The following is a 24,242-nucleotide window of genomic DNA, read 5'->3' as shown; positions in this document are numbered from 1 at the left end:
CGCTTCAAATGAAAAGACGCGAAGATATCGCGTCTTTTTAGTTAGTTTTTCATAGCGATTAGTTTTCATAGTAACCAATCGAGTTGAAGCTTATAGCGCTACGGATTCTTTCCGCATATCCACATGAGGGATACCATCTTCAAGATAGCACTCTGAGATAACCTTGAATCCATGACTAGCATAAAACTGGATGAGGTGTTCTTGAGCACCTATATCTATTGTCTGTCCTGGCCATAATGTTTCGCATTGTGCCAAGGCCTTGTCCAATAACTTATGGCCTAAGCCACCGCCTCGCGCGGTCTGCTTTGTCACCACTCGACCAATACTCACATTGTCATACGAGGTGCCTGCGGGCAGTAATCGTGCGCAAGCAACCAGTTCATCACCGTGATAGCCTATTAGATGATAAACGCCTTCCAGTGTGTCCTTACCATCAAGTTCAGGGTAAGGGCAGGTTTGTTCAACAACGAATACATCCACACGCAATTTCATCATTTCATACAGCTGTGTGGTTGTTAGCTGAGCAAAGGGCAAAGTAATCCAAGTGAGCATGTTGTTATCCGTAATGAGAATAGAGTGACTGACTTTACTTTGTTTTGAGCTCATACTCATTAACAAAGGTTAATTAGCACTGGTTTTCCCACCAAATCTGGTGATAATGTGCCCTCTTTCCATCTCACCTGAGGATATCCCCGTGAGCAAACAAACATTCGATCAAGTTGGGCTGAACCCAGCGTTACTCGCCACACTTGATTCCCTGAACTATACCCACATGACGCCAATTCAAGCTTTGAGCTTGCCTGCAATCCTAAAACATCGTGATGTCATCGGGCAGGGTAAAACGGGCTCAGGTAAAACCGCTGCATTTGGTTTAGGGGTTTTATCGAACCTCAACGTCAAACGCTTTCGTGTCCAGTCATTAGTATTGTGTCCAACACGTGAGCTTGCAGATCAAGTAGCGAAGGAAATTCGTACTTTAGGTCGCGGCATTCATAATATTAAAGTGCTTACTCTCTGCGGTGGGATGCCAATGGGGCCACAAATTGGTTCGTTAGAGCATGGTGCGCATATCCTAGTTGGTACTCCTGGTCGTATTTTGGATCACCTTGAGAAAGGCCGAATTGATCTTAGCGAACTGAATACCTTGGTGCTAGATGAAGCTGATCGCATGTTGGACATGGGTTTCCAAGACGCATTAGATGCAATCATCGATGCAGCGCCAAAGCAGCGCCAAACTCTACTTTTCAGTGCTACTTTTCCAGAGAAAATTGAGCAAATTGCGCAGCGTATAATGCAGACACCGGAAGTGATTAAGGTGGAATCGACGCATGATACCTCAAGCATTGCGCAGTACTTCTATAAAGTTGAAGGCTCGGAAGCACGTGATGAAGCGTTGGCGAATTTGCTGCTGACTCACCAGCCAGAGTCCGCGGTGGTTTTTTGTAATACCAAAAAAGAAGTGCAAAGTGTCGCAGATGAGTTGCATCACAAAGGATTCAGCGTTATCGATATCCATGGGGACTTAGAGCAGCGTGAACGCGACCAAGCATTGGTGCAGTTTGCTAACAAGAGTGTGTCTATCCTTGTTGCAACAGACGTTGCGGCGCGTGGCTTAGACGTTGATAATCTTGATGCTGTCTTTAACTTTGAGCTATCACGCGATCCTGAGGTTCATGTGCACCGTATTGGTCGTACAGGTCGTGCGGGTAGTAAAGGTTTAGCGTTTAGCTTTTTTGGTGAGAAAGACGGTTTACGTGTAGCTCGTATTGAAGAATACCTAGAGATGGACGTGGTACCAGCAACATTGCCTGCCAAATCAAATCAGCAGCCATACCAAGCGAAAATGGTGACGATTAACATTGATGGCGGTAAGAAACAGAAAGTACGACCGGGTGATATTTTAGGTTGTTTGACAGGAAAAAATGGTATTCCAGGCTCTCAAGTCGGAAAGATTCACCTATTCCCTGTGCGCGCTTATGTTGCCGTCGAAAAGTCTGTGGCTAAAAAGGCTCTACAAACCATTAGTAACGGCAAGATGAAAGGGCGCCAGTTCCGGGCGCGAATTCTTAAATAGCTCAAATAGCAGAGAAAAAGCTCTTCGTTTGAAGAGCTTTTTTCTTTTTTGAGTTTATTTGAGAGTGTGATCTTTGGTTAAGCGTGCTTTGATTCGACTCAAACTGATTGGCGTAATGCCCAGGTAGGCCGCAATTTGACTATCGGTAATACGTTGCTTTAAATCTGGGTAATGAGCGCAAAATAATTGATATCGTTCCTCTGGAGAGTAGAGCAACATAAAGCGTTCTTTATTCTCTTTATTAACCAGTTGGTTTTCGAGTAGCTTTAAGTAAATGGCGTGCTTTTCTGCTCGCCAGTGATGCAACGTTTCAATTGGCAAGCAAAATAGCTGACAAGCGCTCAGCGTTTCCAATAAGTAAGGCGAAGGTTGGTCCTTTATTATGCTCTCAAACCCGATAACCCAGTCCTTCTCCCAATAAAATTCTTTACTGAATTCTTTGCCGTGCTCCGTGAGATAGCTTGCGTGGCATAACCCCTCAATGATGAAGTAAAGGTGTGAGCTCAACTCCCCTTGGTGATTAAGAATGTGGCGTGTAGGCAGTTCGAGCAACTCACCATTTTCAATAAGTTGGTTTGCTTCTGTCTCTAAAAAGCCATGATTGACTAAGTCTGAAAAAAGATCGATGTGCATGTGATAACTCGGAAACGGTTTTCTTTATTTTAACGGGTTTTATTGATAACAAAAAAGCGGCTCATGAGAGCCGCTTAGTGTTGCTGTCAAATCAACCTTATTTATTCAGATCGATTTGATAAATTGCGAAACCAATGTCGTCTGTTGACACGCGTTTCATTGGGTATTGTCCTTTCTCTTTGATGAACTGCGCCGCTTTATCGCTAGGGGAGGTTTCGAAACGAATATCTAGCTTGTTATCGGACTTAATCGGTGCGAAAGACCAGTTGTTGTCAGCGCTTGGTGTCACTTCTCCTTTTTCTTCACTCACGCGAGAAATATAAGTGGCGACGACAGAGCGGTTTTCATCTGGTGCGTCAAATGCAATGAAATCTGGGCCTGTACCAGGGAAAGTATTGCTATAAGCACGGTAGTTATTGGTTGCGATGATGAAATCTTGCTTCGGATTGACAGGCTTACCATTGAACGTCAGATTCACAATGCGCTGAGAATCTGGATTAATCACTTTACAATCCGCATCGTACTTCGGCGGTTGGGTAACGTCGATTTGGTAGTTAACCCCATCAATAACATCGAAGTTGTACGTACGGAAATTATCCCAATCAATCAAAGATTGCGGTTTAGGATTGTTGATGTCGATGTGGTTGAATTGACCCGCACTGCACTCTAGCCATTCGCGAACTTCTTTACCTTTCACTTTCATCGCAACCAAGGTGTTTGGATATAAGTAAAGATCGGCCGCATTACGGAAGGTGAGCTGACCGGATTCTACTTCTGTAAAGTTATTCGGATCGTTCTTACGACCGCCGACTTTAAATGGTGCTGCCGCACTCAGTACTGGAATGTCAGAAAGGTCTGGGTCGCCTTGAATAAAGCGTTCTACGTAGTCTTTCTGAGCAAGGTTAACGATTTGAATGGTGGGGTCGTCCTGCACTAATGCCAAGAAGCTGTACATGACATCATTTGCTTTGCCGATTGGTTGGTTTACAAATTCACGAGTGCCTTTGTGATCTTCTTCTAACGCTTTCACAATATCTGCATCGGCTTTAGCTAATGACTTCTTATTTACTTTATCGAAGATAGGGCGTGCTTCTGCTTGGCCTTCGACGACTTGCCATCTGCCTTCTTTCTCTTTCAGCATCAAATCCATCACACCTACGTGACTTCCCCAGCGGCCCGGCATCACGGACGTTACACCATTGATGGTCCCTTTATCTATATCAACACCAGGTAGGTTTGCGAAGTCTTTCCCTGGGAAGACGGCGTGAGAGTGGCCAAAAGCAATCGCATCAATACCTTCAACTTCTGTGAGGTAGTAAACAGAGTTTTCAGCGCCTAGCTTGTATGGATCAGTAGAAATGCCCGAGTGTGGAATCGCCACAATCACGTCTGCGCCTTCTTTCTTCATTTGAGGAATCAGTTTCTCTGCTGTTTCCTTAATGTCTTTAGCAAAGACTTTGCCTTCTAAGTTCTTCTTATCCCACACCATAATTTGTGGAGGTACAAAGCCGATGTAACCCACTTTTATTTGATGCGCTTCGCCGTTTGTGCCTTTAAAAGTGTGAGTTTTAATGAGGTAAGGTTTGAAGTAATGCTCACCGGTTTGTCTATCAAATACGTTTGCATTGATGTAAGGGAAGTTTGCACCCTTCAACGTCGTTTGTAGGAAATCTAAGCCATAGTTGAACTCATGATTGCCAATGTTGCCCACATCGTAGTCTAGCTGGTTCATCGCTTTGTAGACTGGGTGCACGTCGCCGGGATTAATCCCCTTTGCCGCCATGTAATCGCCCATTGGGCTGCCCTGAATTAAATCACCGTTATCTACTAGCACCGTGTTTTCTGTCTCGGACTTAGCTTGTTTCACTATTGTCGCTGCGCGACTTAAACCGATTTGCTGTGATGGTTGGTCTTTGTAGTAATCGTAATCCATCACGTTGGTGTGAATGTCGGTGGTTTCGATAATACGAAGCTTGATGGTATCGGCCATTGCTGGGCCAGCAAGCGTTAGCATGCCACTTAATACTGCGAGGGAAATAGGATGAACTGCCACTTTCATTTGGTGCTCCAATTCAATGATAAGGGGAAATCGTACTGCGTAATGTATCAAACACAGATGCAACTCGATGATAAAGATACAGAAAACTGTGAACATTAATCAGTTTACTGAACCTTATTCATATTAACCGCCGACTTTTTCACGCTTTTGAATGAGACCAAACAAAAACTTCTTAGCAGATTTTTGAATAAAAAATGAAATTTTAGAATTTCAGGTAATATAAACGCCCCGCCATAATGCTTGCATAACGATATCAATGGACGATGAGCAAGCACATGGCAACGAACGATTCAGTCACTTCTTTTCCTAAACCAAAGCCCCGGTTAGTTTCTGACAACCCAATAGCTGGTGTTACTCGTTTTGCAAAGCAATCGCTACAGCCTGGTGAAGTCGCCTTAGTAGGTGCAGGACCTGGCGATCCTGAACTTCTGACGGTGAAAGCACTGAACTGCTTGCAGCAAGCTGACGTGGTTTTGTACGACTATTTGGTGTCTGAAGAAATCATGGCATTGATTCCAAGCGATACGATTTTGGTGTGCGTTGGGAAGAGAGCTGGGCATCACAGTGTGCCGCAGGAGAAGACGAATCAGCTTTTGGTGGATTTTGCCAAGCAGGGCTACAAAGTAGTGCGCATTAAAGGTGGTGATCCGTTTGTATTCGGTCGTGGTGGTGAAGAGTTAGAAGTGCTTGCTGATGCCGGCATTCGTTTTCAAGTTGTCCCTGGCATTACCGCAGCAGCTGGCGCAACCGCTTATGCTGGTATTCCACTGACTCATCGTGATTATGCGCAATCGGCCATCTTTGTGACTGGCCACTTGAAAGAAGAAAGTGATGAGATGGATTGGTCCACGTTGGCGCGTGGGAATCAGACTTTAGTGATCTACATGGGGCTGATGAAATCACACTATATTCAGAATCAACTCATTAAGCATGGTCGTTCAGCGTCGACTCCGATTGCCATTATTGAGCGTGGCACGCAGATTCAACAAAAAGTATTTACGGGAGAACTCTCCCAACTCTCTGATTTATCGAAGGAAGCACAATCGCCATCTTTGATTGTTGTCGGAGAGGTAGTGCGACTGTCTCAAAAGTTAGACTGGTTTTTGTCTAGTACTGAATTCAACAAAAGTGCTATTGCCAACTCCATATAATTTCAGACCAAAGATTAGAGACGTAATGCGCCTTCAAGCTTAAAAAGGAAATACAAAACATGGACCAACAACGTTTAACTCACCTTAAACAACTCGAAGCGGAGAGTATCCACATCATCCGTGAAGTTGCGGCTGAGTTTGATAACCCAGTCATGATGTATTCGATTGGTAAAGACTCATCAGTGATGCTGCACCTAGCGCGTAAAGCTTTTTACCCAGGTAAGATTCCATTTCCATTGCTGCATGTCGACACCGATTGGAAGTTCCGCGAGATGATTGAATTTCGTGATCGCACCGCGGCCAAATACGGTTTTGAGCTTTTGGTACATAAGAATCCAGAAGGTCTAGCCATGGGCTGTAGTCCGTTTGTTCATGGTTCTTCTAAGCACACTGACATCATGAAGACTCAAGGCTTAAAACAAGCGCTGAACAAGTACGGTTTTGATGCGGCCTTTGGTGGCGCGCGCCGCGACGAAGAGAAATCACGGGCGAAAGAGCGCGTGTATTCATTCCGCGATAAGAACCATACATGGGACCCTAAAAACCAACGTCCTGAGCTATGGAAGACGTACAACGGTCAGGTTAATAAGGGTGAGAGCATTCGTGTATTCCCGCTGTCTAACTGGACTGAGCTTGATATCTGGCAATACATCTATTTAGAAAACATCGAGATCGTGCCGCTTTACCTCGCGGACAAACGCCCAGTTGTTGAACGCGATGGCATGCTGATCATGGTTGATGATGATCGTATGGAGCTTCAACCGGGTGAAGTGATTGAAGAGAAGAGTGTGCGCTTCCGTACCCTTGGTTGTTATCCATTGACTGGGGCCATCGAGTCTGAAGCAAACACTTTAACTGGCATTATCGAAGAGATGCTGGTGGCAACGTCGAGTGAGCGCCAAGGCCGAGCGATCGACCACGATCAGTCAGGATCGATGGAGCTTAAGAAACGTCAAGGTTACTTCTAAAGGATCTAAGGAAAGATAATGAACAGTGCAGTTGAAGCTCAATTAGCCGAGCTTGGTATCGAAGGCTATTTAACACAACACCAGTACAAGTCGTTACTTAGATTCTTGACTTGTGGCTCGGTGGACGACGGTAAAAGTACATTAATCGGTCGCTTACTCCATGACTCAAAACAAATTTATGAAGATCAGCTAGCGGCAGTGCACTCAGACAGCCAACGTGTGGGCACCACGGGTGAAAAGCCTGACCTTGCGTTGTTGGTCGATGGCTTACAAGCTGAGCGCGAGCAGGGGATCACGATTGATGTAGCTTACCGCTATTTCTCGACGCAGAAACGTAAATTCATCATTGCAGATACTCCTGGACACGAGCAGTACACACGTAACATGGCTACAGGTGCATCGACATGTGACTTAGCTGTGATTCTGGTTGATGCACGTAAGGGCATTCTCGATCAAACTCGTCGTCACTCTTTCATTTCCAACCTGTTGGGCTTGAAGCACTTTGTTGTCGCGATCAACAAGATGGACTTAGTGGATTACTCCCAAGAGCGCTTTGAAGAGATCCGCGATGAGTATCTGAAGTTCTCTGAGAATCTGACAGGGGATATTGATATTCAAATCATCCCGATCTCAGCGCTTGAAGGGGACAATGTGGTGGATAAAGGCCAAAACCTGACTTGGTTTAAAGGCCCATCATTGCTTGAGCTTCTTGAAACGGTCGATGTGGATCAAGAAAAAGGCGCGGGTGAATTCCGCTTCCCTGTGCAATACGTTAATCGTCCTAACCTCGATTTCCGTGGTTTTGCGGGGACCATTTCTTCTGGTTCGATCAAAGTCGGTGATGCCATTAAAGCATTGCCATCGGGTAAAACGTCAACTGTGGCTCGTATTGTGACCTTTGATGGTGATATCGAAGAAGCTCGTGCCGGATTAGCTGTCACTCTGACGCTAAGCGATGAGATCGATATTAGCCGTGGCGATTTGATTGTTCTAGATAATGCTCAAGTGGAAACCACAAACCATTTGCTTGCCGATGTGGTATGGATGACAGAGCACCCCCTGCAACCGGGTCGTGACTATGACATCAAAATCGCAGGTAAGAAAACCGTAGGTCATGTTGAAGCGATTCGTCATCAATATGACATTAATAATCTCTCGACTCATAGCTCGGCAGAGCTGCCATTGAATGGTATTGGTTTGTGTGAATGGTCTCTTAATGAGTCAGTCGCGCTGGACAATTATCAAGACTGTGCAGATACCGGTGGCTTTATCATTATCGATCGTCTGACAAACGTGACGGTTGGTGCTGGCATGGTTAAAGAGAGCCTCGCCGTGGTTGAGCGCGATTTGACGGGCATCTCTGCGTTTGAAGTTGAGCTTAATGCGCTTGTCCGTAAACACTTCCCACACTGGGAAGCAAAAGACGTCAGCCAGTTTCTGAAAAAGTAACTGGCTTACCCAAGTACGATAATTTCAGGCTCTGTCTGCTGTTGTACTTGGGGCGTCGCTACCTAACTGAATTGCGAAATGTCGTTAGGTATTCTCCTAATACCAGAATGCTTCGGTGGAGCCCAAGAAAACCGAGCATTCTGATGTTCTTTTCGCTTGCGCTGATTTTTGTCTGTTTACTCGTTTGTCGGTGTTTCATGGATAAATGAGTCGTTGTTGTGCCCTTTGGGGCTATTTGGTAAGGAAAGGCTATGTGGGAACAAGGGTTTGTGTTAGCGATTTTGCTTGGCATTATCACTTGCTTGCTTGTCACGAAAATTAAGCCTAGTTACGTCTTTGCGGGTGCCGCTTTTATTGCATTCATGGCTGGGATGATGGATTCAGCCACTATCGCATCCAATTTTACCAACTCTTCATTGTTAACCCTGGTTCTATTGATTCTTGCATCCTGTGCTCTAGAAAAAACACTGCTGATCAGTTGGGTGAGCCGAAGTATCTCTGAGGGTCAGTTAGGCAGCGTGATTGCTAAGCTCGGTGTGTCGACCGCCTTGCTTTCTTCATTTACGAATAATACCGCTGTGGTTGTCTCATTGATTGGGGCGATTAAGCGTAATCAGCAGCATGCACCTTCGAAATTACTTATTCCCTTGTCTTATGCCGCCATTTTTGGTGGCACGTTAACTTTGATTGGTACGTCGACTAACTTAATCATCAACAGCTTTGTCGAAGACGCAGGCTTACCGAGCCTGAGCTTTTTTACACCTACGATGATAGGTTTGGCTGTGCTGGTGGGAGGGATGCTGATTCTTATCCCACTGAGCTACTTGCTACCGAATTATGATGATCAAAGTCAAGAAGATTTACCTTACTTTCTTGAGTCTCGCGTTGAGCCAGGCTCACCGCTAGTTGGGCGTACGATCAGCGAGAATAATTTACGTGCGCTGCGCAAACTGTTTCTTGCAGAAGTGGTGCGCGATGGTGTTACTGTTTCTTCTGTGGGACCGGATTTTGTGCTCAATGCAAAAGACCGCCTGTTATTTTGTGGCGATGTTGAGAGCGTCGCGACCCTGCAAGAAATTCCGGGCCTCAAGTTGTTTGGTCAGCAGCACTTAAATGGGCAAAACTTTATCGAAGTTGTGGTGAGCTCGTCGGCGACATTTTGCTACAAAACCCTCAAAGAGAGCCGATTCCGCGACCGATTCGATGCCGTTGTTGTGGCGATTCGCCGAGGCCACGAACGCCTAGAAGGTGGCTTGGGTAGTATTACCTTAGCGCCTGGGGACACGTTAGTTCTGGTTCCAGGAAAGCGTTTTGAGTCTGAACGCCGAGCTCATCGTAAAGAGTTTGTTTTAGTGCATGACTTGGACTCTAGCGCTCGGCTTGATACGAATAAGTCTTCCATTGTATTACTGGGCTTTGCAGCCGTAATTGGATGCGCTCTATTAGAGTTAGTACCGATTATTAAAGGTCTAGCTGCGTACCTTATCGCGCTTATTGCGTTTGGTATTGTGCAGATTTCAGAACTGCGCCGCCGTTTTCCGATCGATATCGTCGTGATTGTCGGTTCCGCTTTGTCTATTGCTCAACTGATGATCTCTTCTGGATTGTCAGAAAGAATGGGAGTGATGTTTATTGAAGCGTTTAATGGCTGGGGAGTATTTGGTGCCTTGGTGGCGACTTATATCATGACATTGGTACTCACTGAATTGGTGACAAACAATGCCGCGGCTGCGCTTTCTTTTCCTATCGGCTATAGCATGGCGGTGGGTTATGGCGTGGATCCGATGCCATTCATCATGGCGGTTTTGTTCGGCGCGAGTGCGAGCTTTATCTCTCCCTACGGTTACCAAACTAACCTGCTGGTGTACAGCGTAGGAAATTACAAATTGACCGACTACGTGAGAATTGGAGTGCCAATTTCGATTGTGTACTCTGTATTAGTACTTACTTTGATCCCGGTCTTTTTCCCGTTTTAATTCCGATATTTACAAGGATACGTTATGACTGCCGAAACGACGGTAAAAGATGAAAACATTGTTTGGCACCAGCATTCGGTTGATAAACAGTTTCGTGCTGAATTAAAGAAGCAAAAACCTGCCGTATTGTGGTTCACTGGTTTATCTGGAGCGGGTAAATCAACCGTAGCAGGGGCGTTGGAAAATCGCCTTGCAGCACTGGGTTACCACACCTATTTATTGGATGGTGACAATGTACGACATGGTTTGTGTAGCGATTTAGGTTTTTCTGAACAGGACCGTCGCGAGAACATTCGTCGTATTGGTGAACTGGCGAAGTTGATGGCAGATGCGGGTTTAATTGTTCTGTCGGCGTTTATTTCACCGCATCGTGCAGAGCGGAAGTTAGTACGCGATTTATTGCCAGAAGGCGAGTTTATCGAAGTGTATGTCAATGCATCTCTAGAGGTTTGCGAAGGTCGAGATCCTAAGGGTTTATACCGTAAAGCCCGTGCGGGAGAGATTCCTAATTTCACTGGTATTGATTCGGAATATCAAGCGCCAGAGAACCCTGAAATCGATTTGCCCGCGGGAGAAAAGAGTGTCGATGAGCTGGTGGATTTGTGCTTAATCGATCTTAAACAACGCGGTGTGATCCGATAAAAAAGCATTTAGATCATAGGTGACCTAAAGCTCTTTGAGCAGCTTGAGAAGTATTTGGATCATAGGTGATCAAATGCTTCTCAAGCTGGCTAGACGGTATGATGAACCGTACTTTTAGCTTCACTATGGACACTAAACCTATGATTTAACAGTGCAAGCATTTGATCGTAGTATTCGGCATGTGGTTTGTTTCCGAGTAAGGTACAGAGCTCATTACCTGTCGGTGTGAAGCGGTAATATAAAAGGCGGACACCTTTACTGTTTACGTTCAGTGACAAGTTTTTACCTTGGTAGGTGAGGACCAACGGTGTCTCGATACTAATTTCGCCAGATTCAAGTTCGGCACTGTGCAGCAGCCCTAATTCAATTAAGAGCAACAAGCTTGAATACGGCAGTTGAAAACTTCCCATATTTAGGCTGTTGGCGACGTCTCGCTTGCCGAAGCTAAATATGCCTCCTTGCGCTTTGTAACCAATCAGCAGTTTTCTGCTGTGATCCCCTCCAAAACTGCACGCTAAAGAGGCGGCTCTTTGCAGAGTTTGTGCTTCCTTTGGTGACATATCTTTGAGGGTTTTCAACGCTTTCATGGACGTTGAGCCCGGATTTGTCACTTCACGCTTCATCACTTGAGCCCATAGCTTTTGCATCGCGCTGTTATGGATGTCTTGAGCCATCTCAAAAAATCGATGCAACCAATCTTGGTCTGGCTCTCCCGCTGTCTCATCTCGGCATGAACTGTGCGCTAATTTTAAAATCTGTTCTAAGTTTTTTTGTCGCTGTTCTTGGCGTCTTTGCTCTCGCAATTGGGCTCTTTCAAACGCAGATTTGGCTGGCGGTTCGGTTTGCAGTAAGGCGTCAAGACCGTGTATTTGGGCTATGGTTTTTACCTTACTAGCACTGTCTTTTATGTAGCCTTGTTTCTTTTCTTGTTGCGTATTTTTTTTTGTGTCTGACTGATGTTCGATGACAACAGGTTGCTTTGTCGGGTCTGCCATTCGTTTTCCTACCAAGAACTGCGCGGTTCGCACGTTTAAATTTACACCTTATCTGACCAAGCGACCAGACAGGAGTTCTCAGTTTTTGAACGAATAGGGCTATTCAAAATGATAATGAGTTGTTAAAATTGTTATCGTTATTTTGGAGGGGCTATGAAGTTCTCAGAAGCAGGTAAACTCAAAAAGCACCTGTCGATAGCGTTTCTTTTGGTTATTTATGTGGGCGTATTAGCGTATTTATCTCGTTATATCGTGTAGCACAAAGCTAAAAAAGGCGCCAGTGTGACGCCTTAGGTGTAGCGAGGCTTATCGACGACTTAAATTACATATCGTCGTAGGCTTCTATTTCTGATCCCTCAATAACGTAAGCCGTTTCTGCCAGTTCGTGGTTTATCGTCTCGGTTTTCAACGTTCCAACCACATATATGACATCCCACAACTCTTGAACAGGCGCGCCTTTCGGAAACTTCACGTAAATGATCTGGTTTGGAGGCGGTGGTGGCACGTGAATACAAGCTCCAAAATATGGCACCAATAAAAATTCGGTGACGGTATCGGCATCACCTTCAAGTGGGATAACAAACCCTGGAATTTTAACTTGGCTTCCGTTCAGTTCTGGTCGAACATTACCAATCTTGGACTGCTGCGCTGCGCCACCACTGTGATCAGATGCGGGCATGCCTATACTGTCGAACAATTTACGCTCTTTTTCTGGAACAAGGTCAATCCAGTCAAGCTTCAATGGTTCTTCGCTGGCCATAACAGGCGCTGTGAATGCGACGACCAGCAAGCAACTTGCGAGTATTTTTTTCCACATTTTATTAAATCCTTATTGTCATTCCGTCACTCAGTGACTGTCGGTAGGCGCGGAGTGCGGGAATGAAACCAATCACAATACCAGCGCATTGTACGAAACCTAATAGCATCCACTCATAAGTAGATAAGATGCTTAAGGTGAGATGTATTCCATAGTGCTGTTGGATGATCGGCTGCGCGATAGCAAGAATGGCATACAGCCCAGTAACGCCAGTAATAATACCAGCAGCAGTAAGCAAGCTAGCTTCACTAATTAAGAGTGAGAAAACATGACGAGGCCTTGCTCCCATGGCACGTAAAATCGCCATTTCACGGCGGCGTTCCTGTAGGCTAGTTAATAGACTGCTTAACATACCTAACAACCCTGCAATCACGACAAAACCAGATACTGCCATTAGGGCTTGCTCTGCAACCGACATCATTCCCCATAACTCATGCAACGCAACGCCGGGCATAATGGCGCTAAGCGGCTCTTTGGGGTAGGTGTTAATTTGTCTTTGCAGGGCGAAAGTTTGAATACGAGATTTCAAACCAACGAGCATAGCGGTAATTTGTTTGGGCTGAAAGTCTCTGTTTTTGAGATCTTGTGCCTTGGGTGTCGGGCCCAAACGCGCACCACTTTCCCACCCAACGTGAATGGCTTCGATGGCTTCCAATGATACATGGACAGTTTTGTCGACTGGTGTTCCTGTAGGAGCAAGGATACCGACAACTTTAAATGGCAGATTGTCATGACGGCTAAAGCCAACGTCGCTAATGCCGTGGGCAATGATGATTTCGCTACCGATATCATAACCAAGTTGTTTAGCGACATCAGAACCTAGCACGGTTTCAAATAAACCATTGAATTCTCTACCCTTGCTAAATGTTAGTGGTTGCTTACTTCCAAACTTGTAATGCTCAAAGTAACTGTGATTGGTTCCCATAACTCGGAAGCCTTTATGCGAGTCGCCAAGCGAGATTGGAATAGCCCAATCGACTGAACGATGATTGGCAAACTCTTGGTAGCTTTTCCAATCGATGTTGTTGGTCGCATTACCAATACGAAACACAGAATAGAGCAATAGGTTCACTTGCCCAGAACGTCCACCAATAATGAGGTCAGTGCCTGAAATTGTATTGGCGAAGCTATCCTTGGCTTGAGTTCGGATACGCTCGACGCCCAAGAGGAGTACCACTGAAATCGCAACGGTCATGATGGTTAGAATTGCCGTTGCTTTGCGGTTCATCAAGCTTTTCCAGGCGAGCTTTACAACAGCACTCATGATATGGCTCCTAGGCTAGATACTTGATTAATGTCGGGTAGATTGAGCGTGCGATCGAATAAGGGTTCGAGTGTTGGGTCGTGGCTAACGAATACCAGTGTGGCATTGGCTTGATTCGCTTGCTCCATAAGGAGCTCAATAAATGCTTTACGATTGTCATAGTCTAAAGCTGAGGTTGGTTCGTCAGCGATCACTAACTCTGGATGTCCTATCAGAGCTCGAGCCGCAGCCACACGTTGTTGTTGACCAATACTCAATTCAGAGACAGGGCGTGTATGAAGCTCGTTTGGCAAGTGCAGTCGTTCTAGTAGGGCCTGAGCCTGTTCATTTAACGTTTGAGATGAGGCACCTAAATGGGCACGGTCACGTCGTATTTTACTGAACTGACATGGCAATAATACGTTTTCAAGTACGTTAAGGTACGGCAATAAATTGAACTGTTGAAAGATGTAGCCAATATGATTGGCGCGAAAGCGGTCTCTCTGACTGGCACTTAAACTAGCAAGGTCAGTATCGAGTACAGATAGAGAGCCTGAAGTTAATGTGTTAATCCCCGTCAACAAAGCGAGCAAGGTCGATTTACCGCAGCCACTTGGACCTTTGATAAACACATGCTCGCCTTGTGTAATGTGTAATTTGGGGATGTGGATGGTTGGGTTGGTTGAACCGGGCCAGAAAAATTGGGCATCCTCTAGCTCGACAACATTTGGTGTGGTTTCAGTCATATTAAATCACCAAAGCTGTGGCGTGTAAGTGGGTACTTACACGCCACTCGTGTTATTTGATTACGATTTGGGTGTTATCTTTGCTTAATTTAATTGCTGATTGCATGGTATCAGTGAATATATTGACGCTGATGGACTCTGTAGTTGGGAATTGGTTAAACCAATCGGTTTGGATTTGGCTAAGCTGATTAACTTGTTCGCAATTGAAGCGATATTGCACCGAAAATTCACCGTGACCGCCATGATCGTGCGCCTCATCATGATCGTCATGGTGGTCATGTTTATCATGATGTTCATTATGATCATGGTGTTCGTGTCCTTCATGATCGTGATGTGCATGGTCATCATGGTCGTGCTCACTATGATCATGTTCCTCATGAGTTTCGCTTAGGTTGTGGCTCACGTAAGCTTCTTCAATATTACAATCAGCTTGTGAGTTAATAGCGAACAATGCGTTGCTGTCTTCGAGTGTAGCGACGGCTTGTTTAAGCGCTTGCTCTTGTTGTGCGTTTTCTGGAGCATGTTCGAAACCCACAACATCAGCTCCAGGAGCTGTGATCTCTACTAACAGATCTTTGCCATCTTGGGCGATATTAAACTCGACGTGACCATGCACATGAGCACCATGCTGGCGGTATTCGTTTGCATTCGCTGCTGTCGATAAAGTGAGGCCAATAGCAAGGGCTAAAACGTGTTTTGATGACATTGTATTTTTCCTAATTTTACTGGCATTAACCAAAGGCGGTATTGCTCAGATTCGAGTTTCACTAAGTTATTGTTCCCTGACACACTAGGTGCGGAAATGAACTCAATAATTTTGAGTGTGGAATAGTTTGGAAATTAAGCAAAATAAGGAGGGGCACGAGCAGCGCCAAGAACTTCTTCGCCGTACACGAGATGCAAAAAAACATGATGATGCTGGGCGCGCGTAAAAGTCGGTGTAGAGAGGGTAGGTTGTACCTTTGCTATACCGTGCTGAACACCAGAAAATAATTGGCAATGATGATGGGTATGATGGTCGGGCGTCAGATCGACTTGATGAAGTACAACCGCAAAGTTCCAAGCGATCAGCAACGCAACACTGAAAAATAAAGCAGTGCGATACCAATATCTTAGTGTTTTTTGCTGGTGGTGGTACATCTGAGCTCCTCTTACCGACTGTTATAATATAACACCCATAATGAATAAAAGTTCACTCTTTTGTTGGCTAGCAGAAAAATTTAACTCCACACATACGTGCCGAAAAATATTGGTAATACTCTCTGATGGAAGTGTCGCACTTATAAAGAGCAGAGTTATCACTGCCCATGCTTCTAATCAAATTCATATAGCTCCTTACAACAAGAGCAAGGAGCCATTCAATGAAGCTAGATGTTCTGTTTAATAAGCTCAATGACTTTTGTTATCTCATCTTGCTCAAGTGCGCCCTCTTTGACGAACAGAATTTTGCCCGTTTTGTCTTGAACAATAATGGCCGAACTTTCTTCTTTCAGGTCCCAAGTATTAGCAACTACGCCATTTTCATCAAGAACCATGGATGACCAAGGAAACTCTTTTTTACTGTCTTGAGCTGAAGACTTCACGAAAGAGCCTGTCCCCCAAATTGCATCATCTTGGTTGATGATAGTCGTCGTCTGGTAGCTTTCTTGTGGAAAATTTGCCGCTGTTATTGCTGACATTAAAGGGGCATTCATCTCTTTTGAACTGCTACGGCCTGCAATGGCTTGAATGACACGAACTTTGCCTTGCATATGTTGAGTTGCCCAGGGTTGGTATGCAACGCCTTCGCCTTGTAAAACAATCTCGCCGTAAGCGGCAACATTGACAGGAGGAACGCTTTTTCCCACTGACAAGTTGTGTGCAAAGGTCAAGCTTGGCGTTAAGGCCAGTAATAGAGGTAGGAGAGTCTTAGTTTTCATATTGTTATATTCCGTACGAGGTTTGGAAGCTTCCAGTATATATCCAGATCCTAGAAATTTGTAGGACCGTTGATAACATTTATTTAACGTATGGAGTGGTGTAATCTTGCGTTATATTTAGAATTTGCTAAAATGAGTTCCGTCGCAAATTGCGCATTAAGATTGCAGAGGAAAAATAAGCAATCCGTGTTTTCTCAAAGGAATTGAGGTGAGTTATGCTACGTGAGTTTGCTGTATATCGACCATTACAAGTGGCCCGTTTTGTTAAAACGTTGTTCAAAGGTCAATTTTTTATTGTTGGGGTTGGCTGTTTTCAGTTCGACAATGGCAAAGTGTTACTACCTGACGTCAACGATCATAAAAGGCTCACCATCTTTAAAGAAGTCAACCAAGTGATAGCATCATTATCGGCTTAGTTAGCTTGGTACCCACTTAGATTTAGAAAAGAGCGACCATATCGGTCGCTCTTTTTGTTGCTGGCTAGGTTTATCCTTGGAGGCTTGGTGGGAAGCAAACTCCCGTTCCTCCGATACCACAGTAACCATCAGGGTTTTTCGCCAAATATTGCTGGTGGTAGGTTTCCGCAAAGTAATACGGACCTGCTGGTTGTATTTCGGTGGTGATGTTCGCGCGTTGCTCTTCTTGCAGTGCTTGCTGATACAAGAGTTTCGATTTCTCTGCGCTCTCGAGCTGCTCCGTCGAATAAGTGTAAATTGCAGAACGATATTGAGTACCTAAGTCGTTACCTTGACGCATTCCCTGAGTTGGGTCGTGTTTTTCCCAAAAAACAGCCAGTAGCTTTTCTAATGAGATGACGCGTTCATCGAAAACGACTCGAACGACTTCTGTATGACCCGTTTTACCCGTACAGACTTCTTCATACGTGGGATTGGGTGTGTAACCCCCAGCGTAACCGACCGAAGTAGATACAACGCCGTCGAGTTGCCAAAATACGCGCTCAGCGCCCCAAAAACAGCCCATTCCGAGCAAGATCTGCTGTTGGTGTGACGTCAGAGGCGCCTTTAGGTTAGATTTATTTACAAAATGATGATCGTCAATCTGCATTGGTTGATCTCTACCTGGCAAGGCATCTTCTATACTGATCAATGTTTGTTTGTTGAGCATGGTATTTGTCCTTCAATACGTGTCTTAAATTTGCGAACTTTTTCATTTCGTCTGTATCTGATGCTGTGATGACATAGACCGCGTTAAACCTATTAATATTACAGACTTAGAATCTAATTGGCGTTATCATTATTTACGTTTACTTAACCTCATTCAGCCATAAAAGCATGATAAAAAAAGCTCTCCCCACCATTGTTGGCCTGTTTGCCTTTTCTCATGGTGCCTATGCCGATGTTTCTTTGACTTTGAAAGGCATTGATGGCGCTTTAGAAGAGAATGTCAGTGTGTATCTATCATCTATTCCAGAGAAGGATTACTCCACTTCTCTGCGTTTTCAAGCGAGATTAGATCAAAGTATCACTGAAGCGCTTAACGCGCTTGGGTATTATCATGCAAAAATTTCATACTCTATTCCTGAAGCGAATGATGAGTTAATTGTACTCATCAAGCCGGGCTTGCCAGTGAAAGTGAAAGTCATGGATGTGGTCATCACTGGAGAGGCCAAGGACGATGAAGAATTTGCAAAACTTATTGAGCGCTCTCCGCTCAAAGTTGGCCAAGTTTTGAATCAAGGCCAATACGACAGCCTTAAGTCAGGCATTCGTAACTTGGCGTTTCAGCGTGGTTACTTCAATGGTGAGTTTACGCTAAGCCGATTAGAGGTTATCCCTGATCTGAACGAAGCTAATGTCCGTTTGCACTACAGCAGTGGAATACGTTTCAATTTTGGCGACGTTTCTTTTATTGGCAACCACATCTGGGAAGACCGTGTCGCATCACTACAACCTTTTAAAGAAGGGGACCCATACAACGTTTCGAAGCTGGGCGAGTTTAACCAGAAGCTATCAAATACGGAGTGGTTTTCCTCAGTTTTTGTTGAGCCTGAATTGGATAGGCTTGATGATGGCCGAGACTTGCCAATTAAAGTGTCTTTATCTCCTGCTTCTAAGAATCAGATCGAGACGGGTATTGGTTACTCAACGGATGTCGGCGTTCGAGGAACGTTGAAGTGGAAGAAACCTTGGGTGAGCTCCCGAGGACACAGTTTCAACACTGCTTTATCCCTATCTAAGCCAGAGCAAACCGTGACTGCTTCTTACAAAATTCCTTTAGAAGATGTCGCTAACGATTATTATCAAGTTCAATATGGGCTTAAAAATCTAGACAACCGTGACACGCAGAGTATCGAGTCTAACCTTGCAGTGGAACGTCATTGGTTAGCAGACGGTGGTTGGCATAATACCGTTTATGTTCGTCATTTGTACGAGAGCTTTACGCAAGGTTTACAAGATGATGAATTCAACTTCGTACTTCCAGGTGCAACATTTTCTCGGACTAGGGTTCGAGGGGGCAATATGCCAATGTGGGGAGACAAGCAAAGCATCACTATTGAGTATGGTGATACCGCTATGCTTTCTGAAACTAGAGTGCTCCGCTTAATTGGCTCGACTTCTTGGATTCGTGGTATTGGAGAGAATCATCGTGGTTTGTTCCGCTTAGAAGGTGGTGCGAATATTACCGATGAACTTGAAAAACTATCACCGTCGCTGCGTTTCTTCGCTGGTGGTGACAATAATATTCGTGGTTACGGCTATGAATCTATTTCACCTGTGGATGAGAGTGGTGCTTTGACGGGTGGTAAATACATTGTTAGCAGTACATTAGAATACCAATATCGTGTTTATGGAAACTGGTGGGCTGCAACGTTTTACGATATTGGTGATGCGTTTAATGAAACACCAGATTGGAAATCAGGTGCTGGTGTTGGTATCCGCTGGGCGTCTCCGGTGGGCCCTGTTAGTTTTGATTTTGCATGGGGGTTGGATGCAAAACCAGAACGAGAGTTTCGTATCCACTTTTCATTGGGGCCTGAGCTATGATCAAAATGATGTTTAAGTGGACCAAATGGCTGTCGCTCAGTTTGATTGGTCTATTGCTGTTGCTCATCATTATTGTCGCGACAGTTTTATTTACCCACCCAGGCCTCAAATTTGCCTTGTGGGGAGCTGAAAAAGCACTACCACAATTGCAGATTGAAAAAGTGCAGGGTTCATTGTTTCCTCGCTTCGAACTGCATAACGTCAGTTTTGTCGATGAGTCTTTGAATATCGACGCCAACGTCGAGCGTTTAGCATTGGCAGTGAACTTCCGCTGTTTCTTTGACCCTAAGGTCTGTGTCGATGAGTTAAGACTGCAGGGGCTTGACTTTAAGATGCCAGAGCTACCGCCAGCAAGCGAGGAGCAAGAGGAAACACCACCACTGCGTTCTATCAGTACGCCAGTGCCAATTTTTGTTAATAAAGTCAGCTTTAATGATATCAATGTCAATGTGCTGGGCAATCAAATTGATTGGCAAACATTCTCGACCGCTTTGTCGATGCAAGGCGATCGTTTGGTGATCGCACCTACCGCGTTGAAAGACATTAATGTGGCTTTAGCACCAAGTGAAGCGGCCCCAGAAGCGGTTGTTGAAGAGCCGAAAGAAGCCGATGCTACGCCGCAAGATATTGTGTTACCCGAAGTATGGATTCCACTGACGGTGGAAGCGCGTCGTCTTGATATTCACAACTTCAAACTGGCGGGTGAAACGCCAGTGATCGTCAATCATCTTGGTTTGGTTGCAAGAGCAGGCGGTGAACGTGTTGATGTCAAAACGTTAGAGCTCGACATGCCAGAAGTGGAAGGCAAGTTGAGCACACAAGTGACGCTTTCTTCTGATTACCCTATCAAAGCGCAATTGGACGCGTTAGTGAAGCAAGCGGATGCGAAGGGACAAAAACTGTCGCTTTCGGTCTCGGGTTCGGTTGGTGATTTGTCACTAAATGCTACGCTTTCTGAGCTTGTACAAGCGGAGATCAAAGGTGATATTCAACTGCTTAAAACGCAGTTACCGTTTGATGTCGCGATTAAAAATGTACAGGCGCAATGGCCGCTATTTGGACAAAGCGATTACCAGGTTTCTGTACCAAGCTTGGCGGCAAAAGGCTCACTTGATGGCTACGAAGTCGCATTAGAAACCAAAGCTTCGGGCAAAGATATTCCCGCCGTTGATGTCGCACTAAACGGCAAAGGTACGTTAGAGCAAATTGACCTCGAAAGCCTTGTAGTGAAAACCCTGGGAGGCGAACTCTCTGGGAAAGTCATGGCCAATTGGGCCGCGCCAATCAACTGGCAAGCTGACTTGAACCTGAAAAATATTCAACCAGGTTTACAATGGAAAGAAGCTGAAGGGGATATCAGCGGTAACCTTTCGACTTCGGGATCGTTAACAGAACAAGGCGGTTGGCAAGTCAGTTTGCCTAAGTTAGACATCGACGGCATTTTGCGAGGGTATCCGCTGAATGTTGAAGGGCAACTTGAAGCGTCTGATAAGAACGGCAAAGGCGAAGACATCCAACTTACCACTCAGGGTCTAGCGCTTTCTCATGGCCCGAACCAACTCAGTGCAAAGGGTAAGATCGATAAGCAAATTCTGATGGATGTTGAGGTTAACTTCCCTGATTTTGCGAAAAGTGTTCCGGATCTTGCAGGTAAAATGCAAGGTAAAGTCGCACTACGTGGTAGCTTGAAAGAACCAGACATCAATCTTGATCTCGCTTTAAATCAGATAAACTGGCAGCAACAGGCGAACGTAGAAACGATCACTTTAAAGGGTGATGTGAAGCCTCTGCCAGCACCAAAAGCGAACATAAGCCTTATTGCGAACAACATTACCTATGACGACATAAAAGTTGATAGTGCTGACCTTGAAGTCTCTGGGGATGAAAAACTGCATCAACTTACGCTCGATGTAGTGTCTGACCTAGTGTCGACCAGTTTAGAAATTGAAGGGACATTCCAGCAGAAACCAGAAATGATTTGGGATGGGGCGCTGCGCCGCTTGACGCTGAGCTCGCAACAAGGCCCGTGGGCGTTGCAAAAATCGACCGCGGTGAAGGTCAATATCGACAAACAGATCGCGAACGTTCAAGCGCATTGTTGGTTGCAAGCGGAGTCGAGCGTATGTCTAACCGAAGACATTAGTGTCGGTAAGAGTGGCCAGGCGAAGTTAGCCATCAATGATTTTGATTTTGACCAAATCAAACAATTCCTGCCGCCAGAAACCAAGCTGCAAGGCTCGGTTAATGCACAGGCTTTTGCTAAATGGGCACCAGAGAAAAAGCCTGAAGTAACCTTAAGTGTCAATATGCCAAAAGGCCAAGTTGAACAAGCGCTTGAACAGCCAATTAAAGTCGGTTGGGAAAGCTTCAACTTTAAAGCAGCATTAGCGAAAGACAAGCTTGATGCCGAGTGGCTATTTGATGTGAAAGATAACGGTGACTTGTCTGGTAAGGTTTCTTTACTGAATGTCTCGACTGAAAAGCCCACTATTGATGGTAAGGTTTCACTCTCTACGTTCCACTTGGACTTCTTGGCACCGTTGATTGGTGAGTACAGCTTGTTTAAAGCAAACATGAATACTGACCTAGCGATATCAGGTGACGTTATGCATCCGAAGGTGAACGGTCAGTTCTTGATTGACCAAATGAAGCTACAGGGTGAAGTCACACCGATAGATATAAACTCAGGGCAGGTCGTCATCAACTTTAAAGGCCATCAAGCGGACTTGGATGCCGGAATTTTAACCCCGGATGGTGAGTTGAACGTTACCGGTGATGCCGACTGGCAGGACTTACAGAACTGGCGCACTAAAGCGCGTGTATTTGCTAAAGAGCTCAATGTTGATGTGCCTCCAATGGTAAAAATCAAAGTGGAGCCTGACATGACAATAGATGTGACTCCTCAGCTTGCGAAAATTGAGGGTGATATTAATTTGCCATGGGGCAGAATTGTCGTCGAAGAGCTTCCACCAAGTGCGGTAGGCGTATCGAGTGATACCGTTATTCTTGATAAAAACTTGCAGCCAGTGGAGGATGTGGCTGCGATGCCGTTTGATGTGGAAACGAACATCAACATTAAAATTGGTGATGACTTCCAACTTGCCGCTTTTGGTTTAAAAGGTGGGTTGAAAGGGAACCTAAACGTGACACAAAAAGACAAAGGTCCTTTCATCGTTGGTGAAGTGAATGTTGTCGATGGTTCTTATCGTTCGTTTGGTCAGGACTTATTGATTAAAGAAGGTAAGATTCTGATGAATGGTCCACCAGATCAACCTTACTTGTCTATCAAAGCGATTCGTAATCCAGACAATACCCAAGATGATGTCATTGCGGGGGTACAAGTGTCGGGCCCAGCATCTGATCCGAGTATAGAAATTTTCTCAGAGCCCGCGATGAACCAAGCCAATGCACTTTCTTATCTACTTCGTGGTCAAGATATTGATGGTGAAGCCGGTGGTAATGCAATGACGACTACCTTAATTGGTTTAAGCTTGGCGAAGAGTGGGCGTGTGGTTGGTGAAATCGGTGAAGCCTTTGGCGTACAGGATTTACAGCTGGACACTGCTGGGTCGGGCGATGACTCGCAAGTGACGGTGAGTGGTTATATTCTGCCAGGTTTGCAGGTGAAATATGGTGTCGGCATCTTTAACTCCCTAGGTGAGTTCACTGTGCGTTACCGATTGATGCAAGACTTGTATTTAGAAGCGGTATCTGGTGTAGATAGCGCCGTTGACCTACTCTATCAGTTTGAGTTCGATTAAAGTGCTTTAACCTAAGCATACACAGTCATGACTAAGGAGTGGTTATGCAGCATTTGATTTTTGTCTACGGCACGTTACGCAAGGGAGAGTACAACCATCAGTATTTGCGCTCGGCGCAGTTTCTTGGTTTACATGAAACGGATGCTCAATTTGCAATGTATGACTTAGGCCCTTATCCAGCGTTGTCTGATGGGCAACGCTCGATTCAAGGTGAAGTGTATCTGATTGATGATGAAACCTTATCCGAGCTAGATAGGTTAGAAGATGTGCCAGTGGAATATCGCCGAGAGAGCATCGTTACGCCGTTTGGCCAAGCTTGGATCTACTTATATCAAGATACTGAGCAATTAACCGAAGAAATCGCTTCCGGAGATTGGTGTCAAAAGGTGTGAGCTATACTGACATTATCAATAGCAACGAGCTAAACACTAAGGAGTCACGATGAAAACATTCGTAATTGGATCAATGGCGTTGCTTCTTGCTGCATGCGCACAAACAACACTACCGACTTCGAATAATGTGACCGATTGGCAAGTGTTTGGTAAGCAGTCAGCTTTAGATGGATTACGGGAGTTATCTGAGGAGCGAATTGCGAAGCTGGATGATGTTAACCATGCGACGGCAGAACTGATAATGGCTTATCAAGCGGGTTACCAGCAAGGCAAGCAAGAGTATTGCGAGCAAAGTGCTTATATGCTCGGTGTTATCGGGCGTCCGTATTTTGGCATTTGTGATGATGTTGACCCCTTCTTTCAACATGACTACGACGCTGGACGAATGTCTTCAGCAGGCGCACCTATCTAG

General features: G+C 45.2%; 22 protein-coding genes. 11 read left to right on the top strand and 11 right to left on the bottom strand.

Annotation, left to right across the window (positions count from 1 at the left end; genetic code table 11):
* Positions 1–90: 90 nt before the first annotated feature.
* The gene (locus R7E51_RS20135) at positions 91–552 is read right to left on the bottom strand and encodes a GNAT family N-acetyltransferase (RefSeq protein ID WP_033906124.1); all 462 of its coding nucleotides are present in this window, start codon (positions 550–552) and stop codon (positions 91–93) included.
* Positions 553–694: 142 nt separating this feature from the next.
* Here R7E51_RS20135 and dbpA point away from each other — a divergent pair, with 142 nt between their 5' ends.
* Positions 695–2,074, top strand: coding sequence for an ATP-dependent RNA helicase DbpA (dbpA, locus tag R7E51_RS20130; protein WP_005379583.1), 1,380 nt, complete (start codon positions 695–697; stop codon positions 2,072–2,074).
* Positions 2,075–2,128: 54 nt separating this feature from the next.
* Here the strand turns inward: dbpA and R7E51_RS20125 are convergent, their stop codons facing one another.
* Positions 2,129–2,707, bottom strand: a complete 579-nt coding sequence (locus tag R7E51_RS20125; protein WP_005379584.1) for a Crp/Fnr family transcriptional regulator — start codon at positions 2,705–2,707, stop codon at positions 2,129–2,131.
* A 97-nt stretch (positions 2,708–2,804) separates the two neighbouring features.
* Positions 2,805–4,766 carry a 2',3'-cyclic-nucleotide 2'-phosphodiesterase gene (cpdB, locus tag R7E51_RS20120; RefSeq protein ID WP_206958343.1) on the bottom strand — a complete coding sequence of 654 codons (1,962 nt, stop codon included), beginning with the start codon at positions 4,764–4,766 and terminating at the stop codon, positions 2,805–2,807.
* A 275-nt stretch (positions 4,767–5,041) separates the two neighbouring features.
* Between cpdB and cobA the strand changes: the two genes are divergently transcribed.
* The 5 genes from cobA to cysC all read left to right on the top strand — a co-directional run bounded on the left by cobA (position 5,042) and on the right by cysC (position 10,952).
* On the top strand, positions 5,042–5,917 hold the full coding sequence (gene cobA, locus R7E51_RS20115; protein ID WP_005379589.1) for a uroporphyrinogen-III C-methyltransferase: 876 nt from the start codon (positions 5,042–5,044) through the stop codon (positions 5,915–5,917).
* Between the two features lie 59 nt (positions 5,918–5,976).
* Positions 5,977–6,885, top strand: a complete 909-nt coding sequence (gene cysD / locus R7E51_RS20110) for a sulfate adenylyltransferase subunit CysD (RefSeq protein ID WP_005379592.1) — start codon at positions 5,977–5,979, stop codon at positions 6,883–6,885.
* An 18-nt stretch (positions 6,886–6,903) separates the two neighbouring features.
* Positions 6,904–8,334, top strand: a complete 1,431-nt coding sequence (gene cysN / locus R7E51_RS20105; protein ID WP_047101905.1) for a sulfate adenylyltransferase subunit CysN — start codon at positions 6,904–6,906, stop codon at positions 8,332–8,334.
* Positions 8,335–8,585: 251 nt separating this feature from the next.
* On the top strand, positions 8,586–10,310 hold the full coding sequence (locus R7E51_RS20100) for an SLC13 family permease (protein WP_047101907.1): 1,725 nt from the start codon (positions 8,586–8,588) through the stop codon (positions 10,308–10,310).
* Positions 10,311–10,334: 24 nt separating this feature from the next.
* Complete coding sequence (cysC, locus tag R7E51_RS20095; protein WP_005379598.1) at positions 10,335–10,952, top strand: adenylyl-sulfate kinase; 618 nt, start codon at positions 10,335–10,337, stop codon at positions 10,950–10,952.
* Positions 10,953–11,041: 89 nt separating this feature from the next.
* Here the strand turns inward: cysC and R7E51_RS20090 are convergent, their stop codons facing one another.
* From R7E51_RS20090 to R7E51_RS20060, 7 genes are all read right to left on the bottom strand, one after another.
* A complete protein-coding gene (locus R7E51_RS20090) occupies positions 11,042–11,947 on the bottom strand; it encodes a TIGR03899 family protein (RefSeq protein ID WP_005379599.1) in 906 nt (301 codons plus the stop codon).
* Positions 11,948–12,269: 322 nt separating this feature from the next.
* Positions 12,270–12,764 (bottom strand): DUF3299 domain-containing protein, encoded by a 495-nt coding sequence (locus R7E51_RS20085; protein ID WP_005379600.1) that lies wholly within the window; start codon positions 12,762–12,764, stop codon positions 12,270–12,272.
* A 4-nt stretch (positions 12,765–12,768) separates the two neighbouring features.
* Positions 12,769–14,028 (bottom strand): ABC transporter permease, encoded by a 1,260-nt coding sequence (locus R7E51_RS20080; RefSeq protein ID WP_005379602.1) that lies wholly within the window; start codon positions 14,026–14,028, stop codon positions 12,769–12,771.
* A complete protein-coding gene (locus R7E51_RS20075) occupies positions 14,025–14,753 on the bottom strand; it encodes an ABC transporter ATP-binding protein (protein ID WP_005379603.1) in 729 nt (242 codons plus the stop codon). The genes R7E51_RS20080 and R7E51_RS20075 overlap by 4 nt, the downstream gene beginning before the upstream one ends.
* A 52-nt stretch (positions 14,754–14,805) precedes the next feature.
* A complete protein-coding gene (gene zrgA, locus R7E51_RS20070) occupies positions 14,806–15,459 on the bottom strand; it encodes a zinc uptake protein ZrgA (RefSeq protein ID WP_085569684.1) in 654 nt (217 codons plus the stop codon).
* A 134-nt stretch (positions 15,460–15,593) separates the two neighbouring features.
* A complete protein-coding gene (locus tag R7E51_RS20065; protein WP_005379608.1) occupies positions 15,594–15,893 on the bottom strand; it encodes a DUF2607 family protein in 300 nt (99 codons plus the stop codon).
* A gap of 227 nt (positions 15,894–16,120) precedes the next feature.
* Positions 16,121–16,672: a YtfJ family protein gene (locus R7E51_RS20060; RefSeq protein WP_005379610.1), complete on the bottom strand. Its 552-nt coding sequence runs from the start codon at positions 16,670–16,672 to the stop codon at positions 16,121–16,123.
* 215 nt (positions 16,673–16,887) lie between these two features.
* Between R7E51_RS20060 and R7E51_RS20055 the strand changes: the two genes are divergently transcribed.
* Entirely contained in the window at positions 16,888–17,088 is a 201-nt protein-coding gene (locus R7E51_RS20055) for a DUF1107 domain-containing protein (protein WP_005379612.1), read from the top strand.
* A 70-nt stretch (positions 17,089–17,158) separates the two neighbouring features.
* Here R7E51_RS20055 and msrA read toward each other — a convergent pair whose 3' ends face one another.
* Entirely contained in the window at positions 17,159–17,797 is a 639-nt protein-coding gene (gene msrA / locus R7E51_RS20050) for a peptide-methionine (S)-S-oxide reductase MsrA (RefSeq protein ID WP_017633451.1), read from the bottom strand.
* Positions 17,798–17,964: 167 nt separating this feature from the next.
* On the opposite strand from msrA, the gene tamA reads away from it, so the two are divergent.
* From tamA to R7E51_RS20030, 4 genes are read left to right on the top strand one after another with little or no spacing between them, the layout of a single operon-like run.
* Positions 17,965–19,677 (top strand): autotransporter assembly complex protein TamA, encoded by a 1,713-nt coding sequence (gene tamA / locus R7E51_RS20045; protein WP_206958341.1) that lies wholly within the window; start codon positions 17,965–17,967, stop codon positions 19,675–19,677.
* Positions 19,674–23,438 carry an autotransporter assembly complex protein TamB gene (tamB, locus tag R7E51_RS20040; protein ID WP_206958339.1) on the top strand — a complete coding sequence of 1,255 codons (3,765 nt, stop codon included), beginning with the start codon at positions 19,674–19,676 and terminating at the stop codon, positions 23,436–23,438. The genes tamA and tamB overlap by 4 nt, the downstream gene beginning before the upstream one ends.
* Before the next feature lie 44 nt (positions 23,439–23,482).
* Complete coding sequence (locus tag R7E51_RS20035; RefSeq protein ID WP_033906019.1) at positions 23,483–23,830, top strand: gamma-glutamylcyclotransferase family protein; 348 nt, start codon at positions 23,483–23,485, stop codon at positions 23,828–23,830.
* A gap of 49 nt (positions 23,831–23,879) precedes the next feature.
* On the top strand, positions 23,880–24,242 hold the full coding sequence (locus R7E51_RS20030; RefSeq protein WP_005379633.1) for a DUF2799 domain-containing protein: 363 nt from the start codon (positions 23,880–23,882) through the stop codon (positions 24,240–24,242).

The organism is Vibrio sp. Vb1166 (assembly GCF_033338695.1).
Taxonomy (GTDB): domain Bacteria; phylum Pseudomonadota; class Gammaproteobacteria; order Enterobacterales; family Vibrionaceae; genus Vibrio; species Vibrio alginolyticus.
Note: the sequence above shows the minus strand (reverse complement) of the source record. Positions and strands in the feature narration are given on the sequence as shown.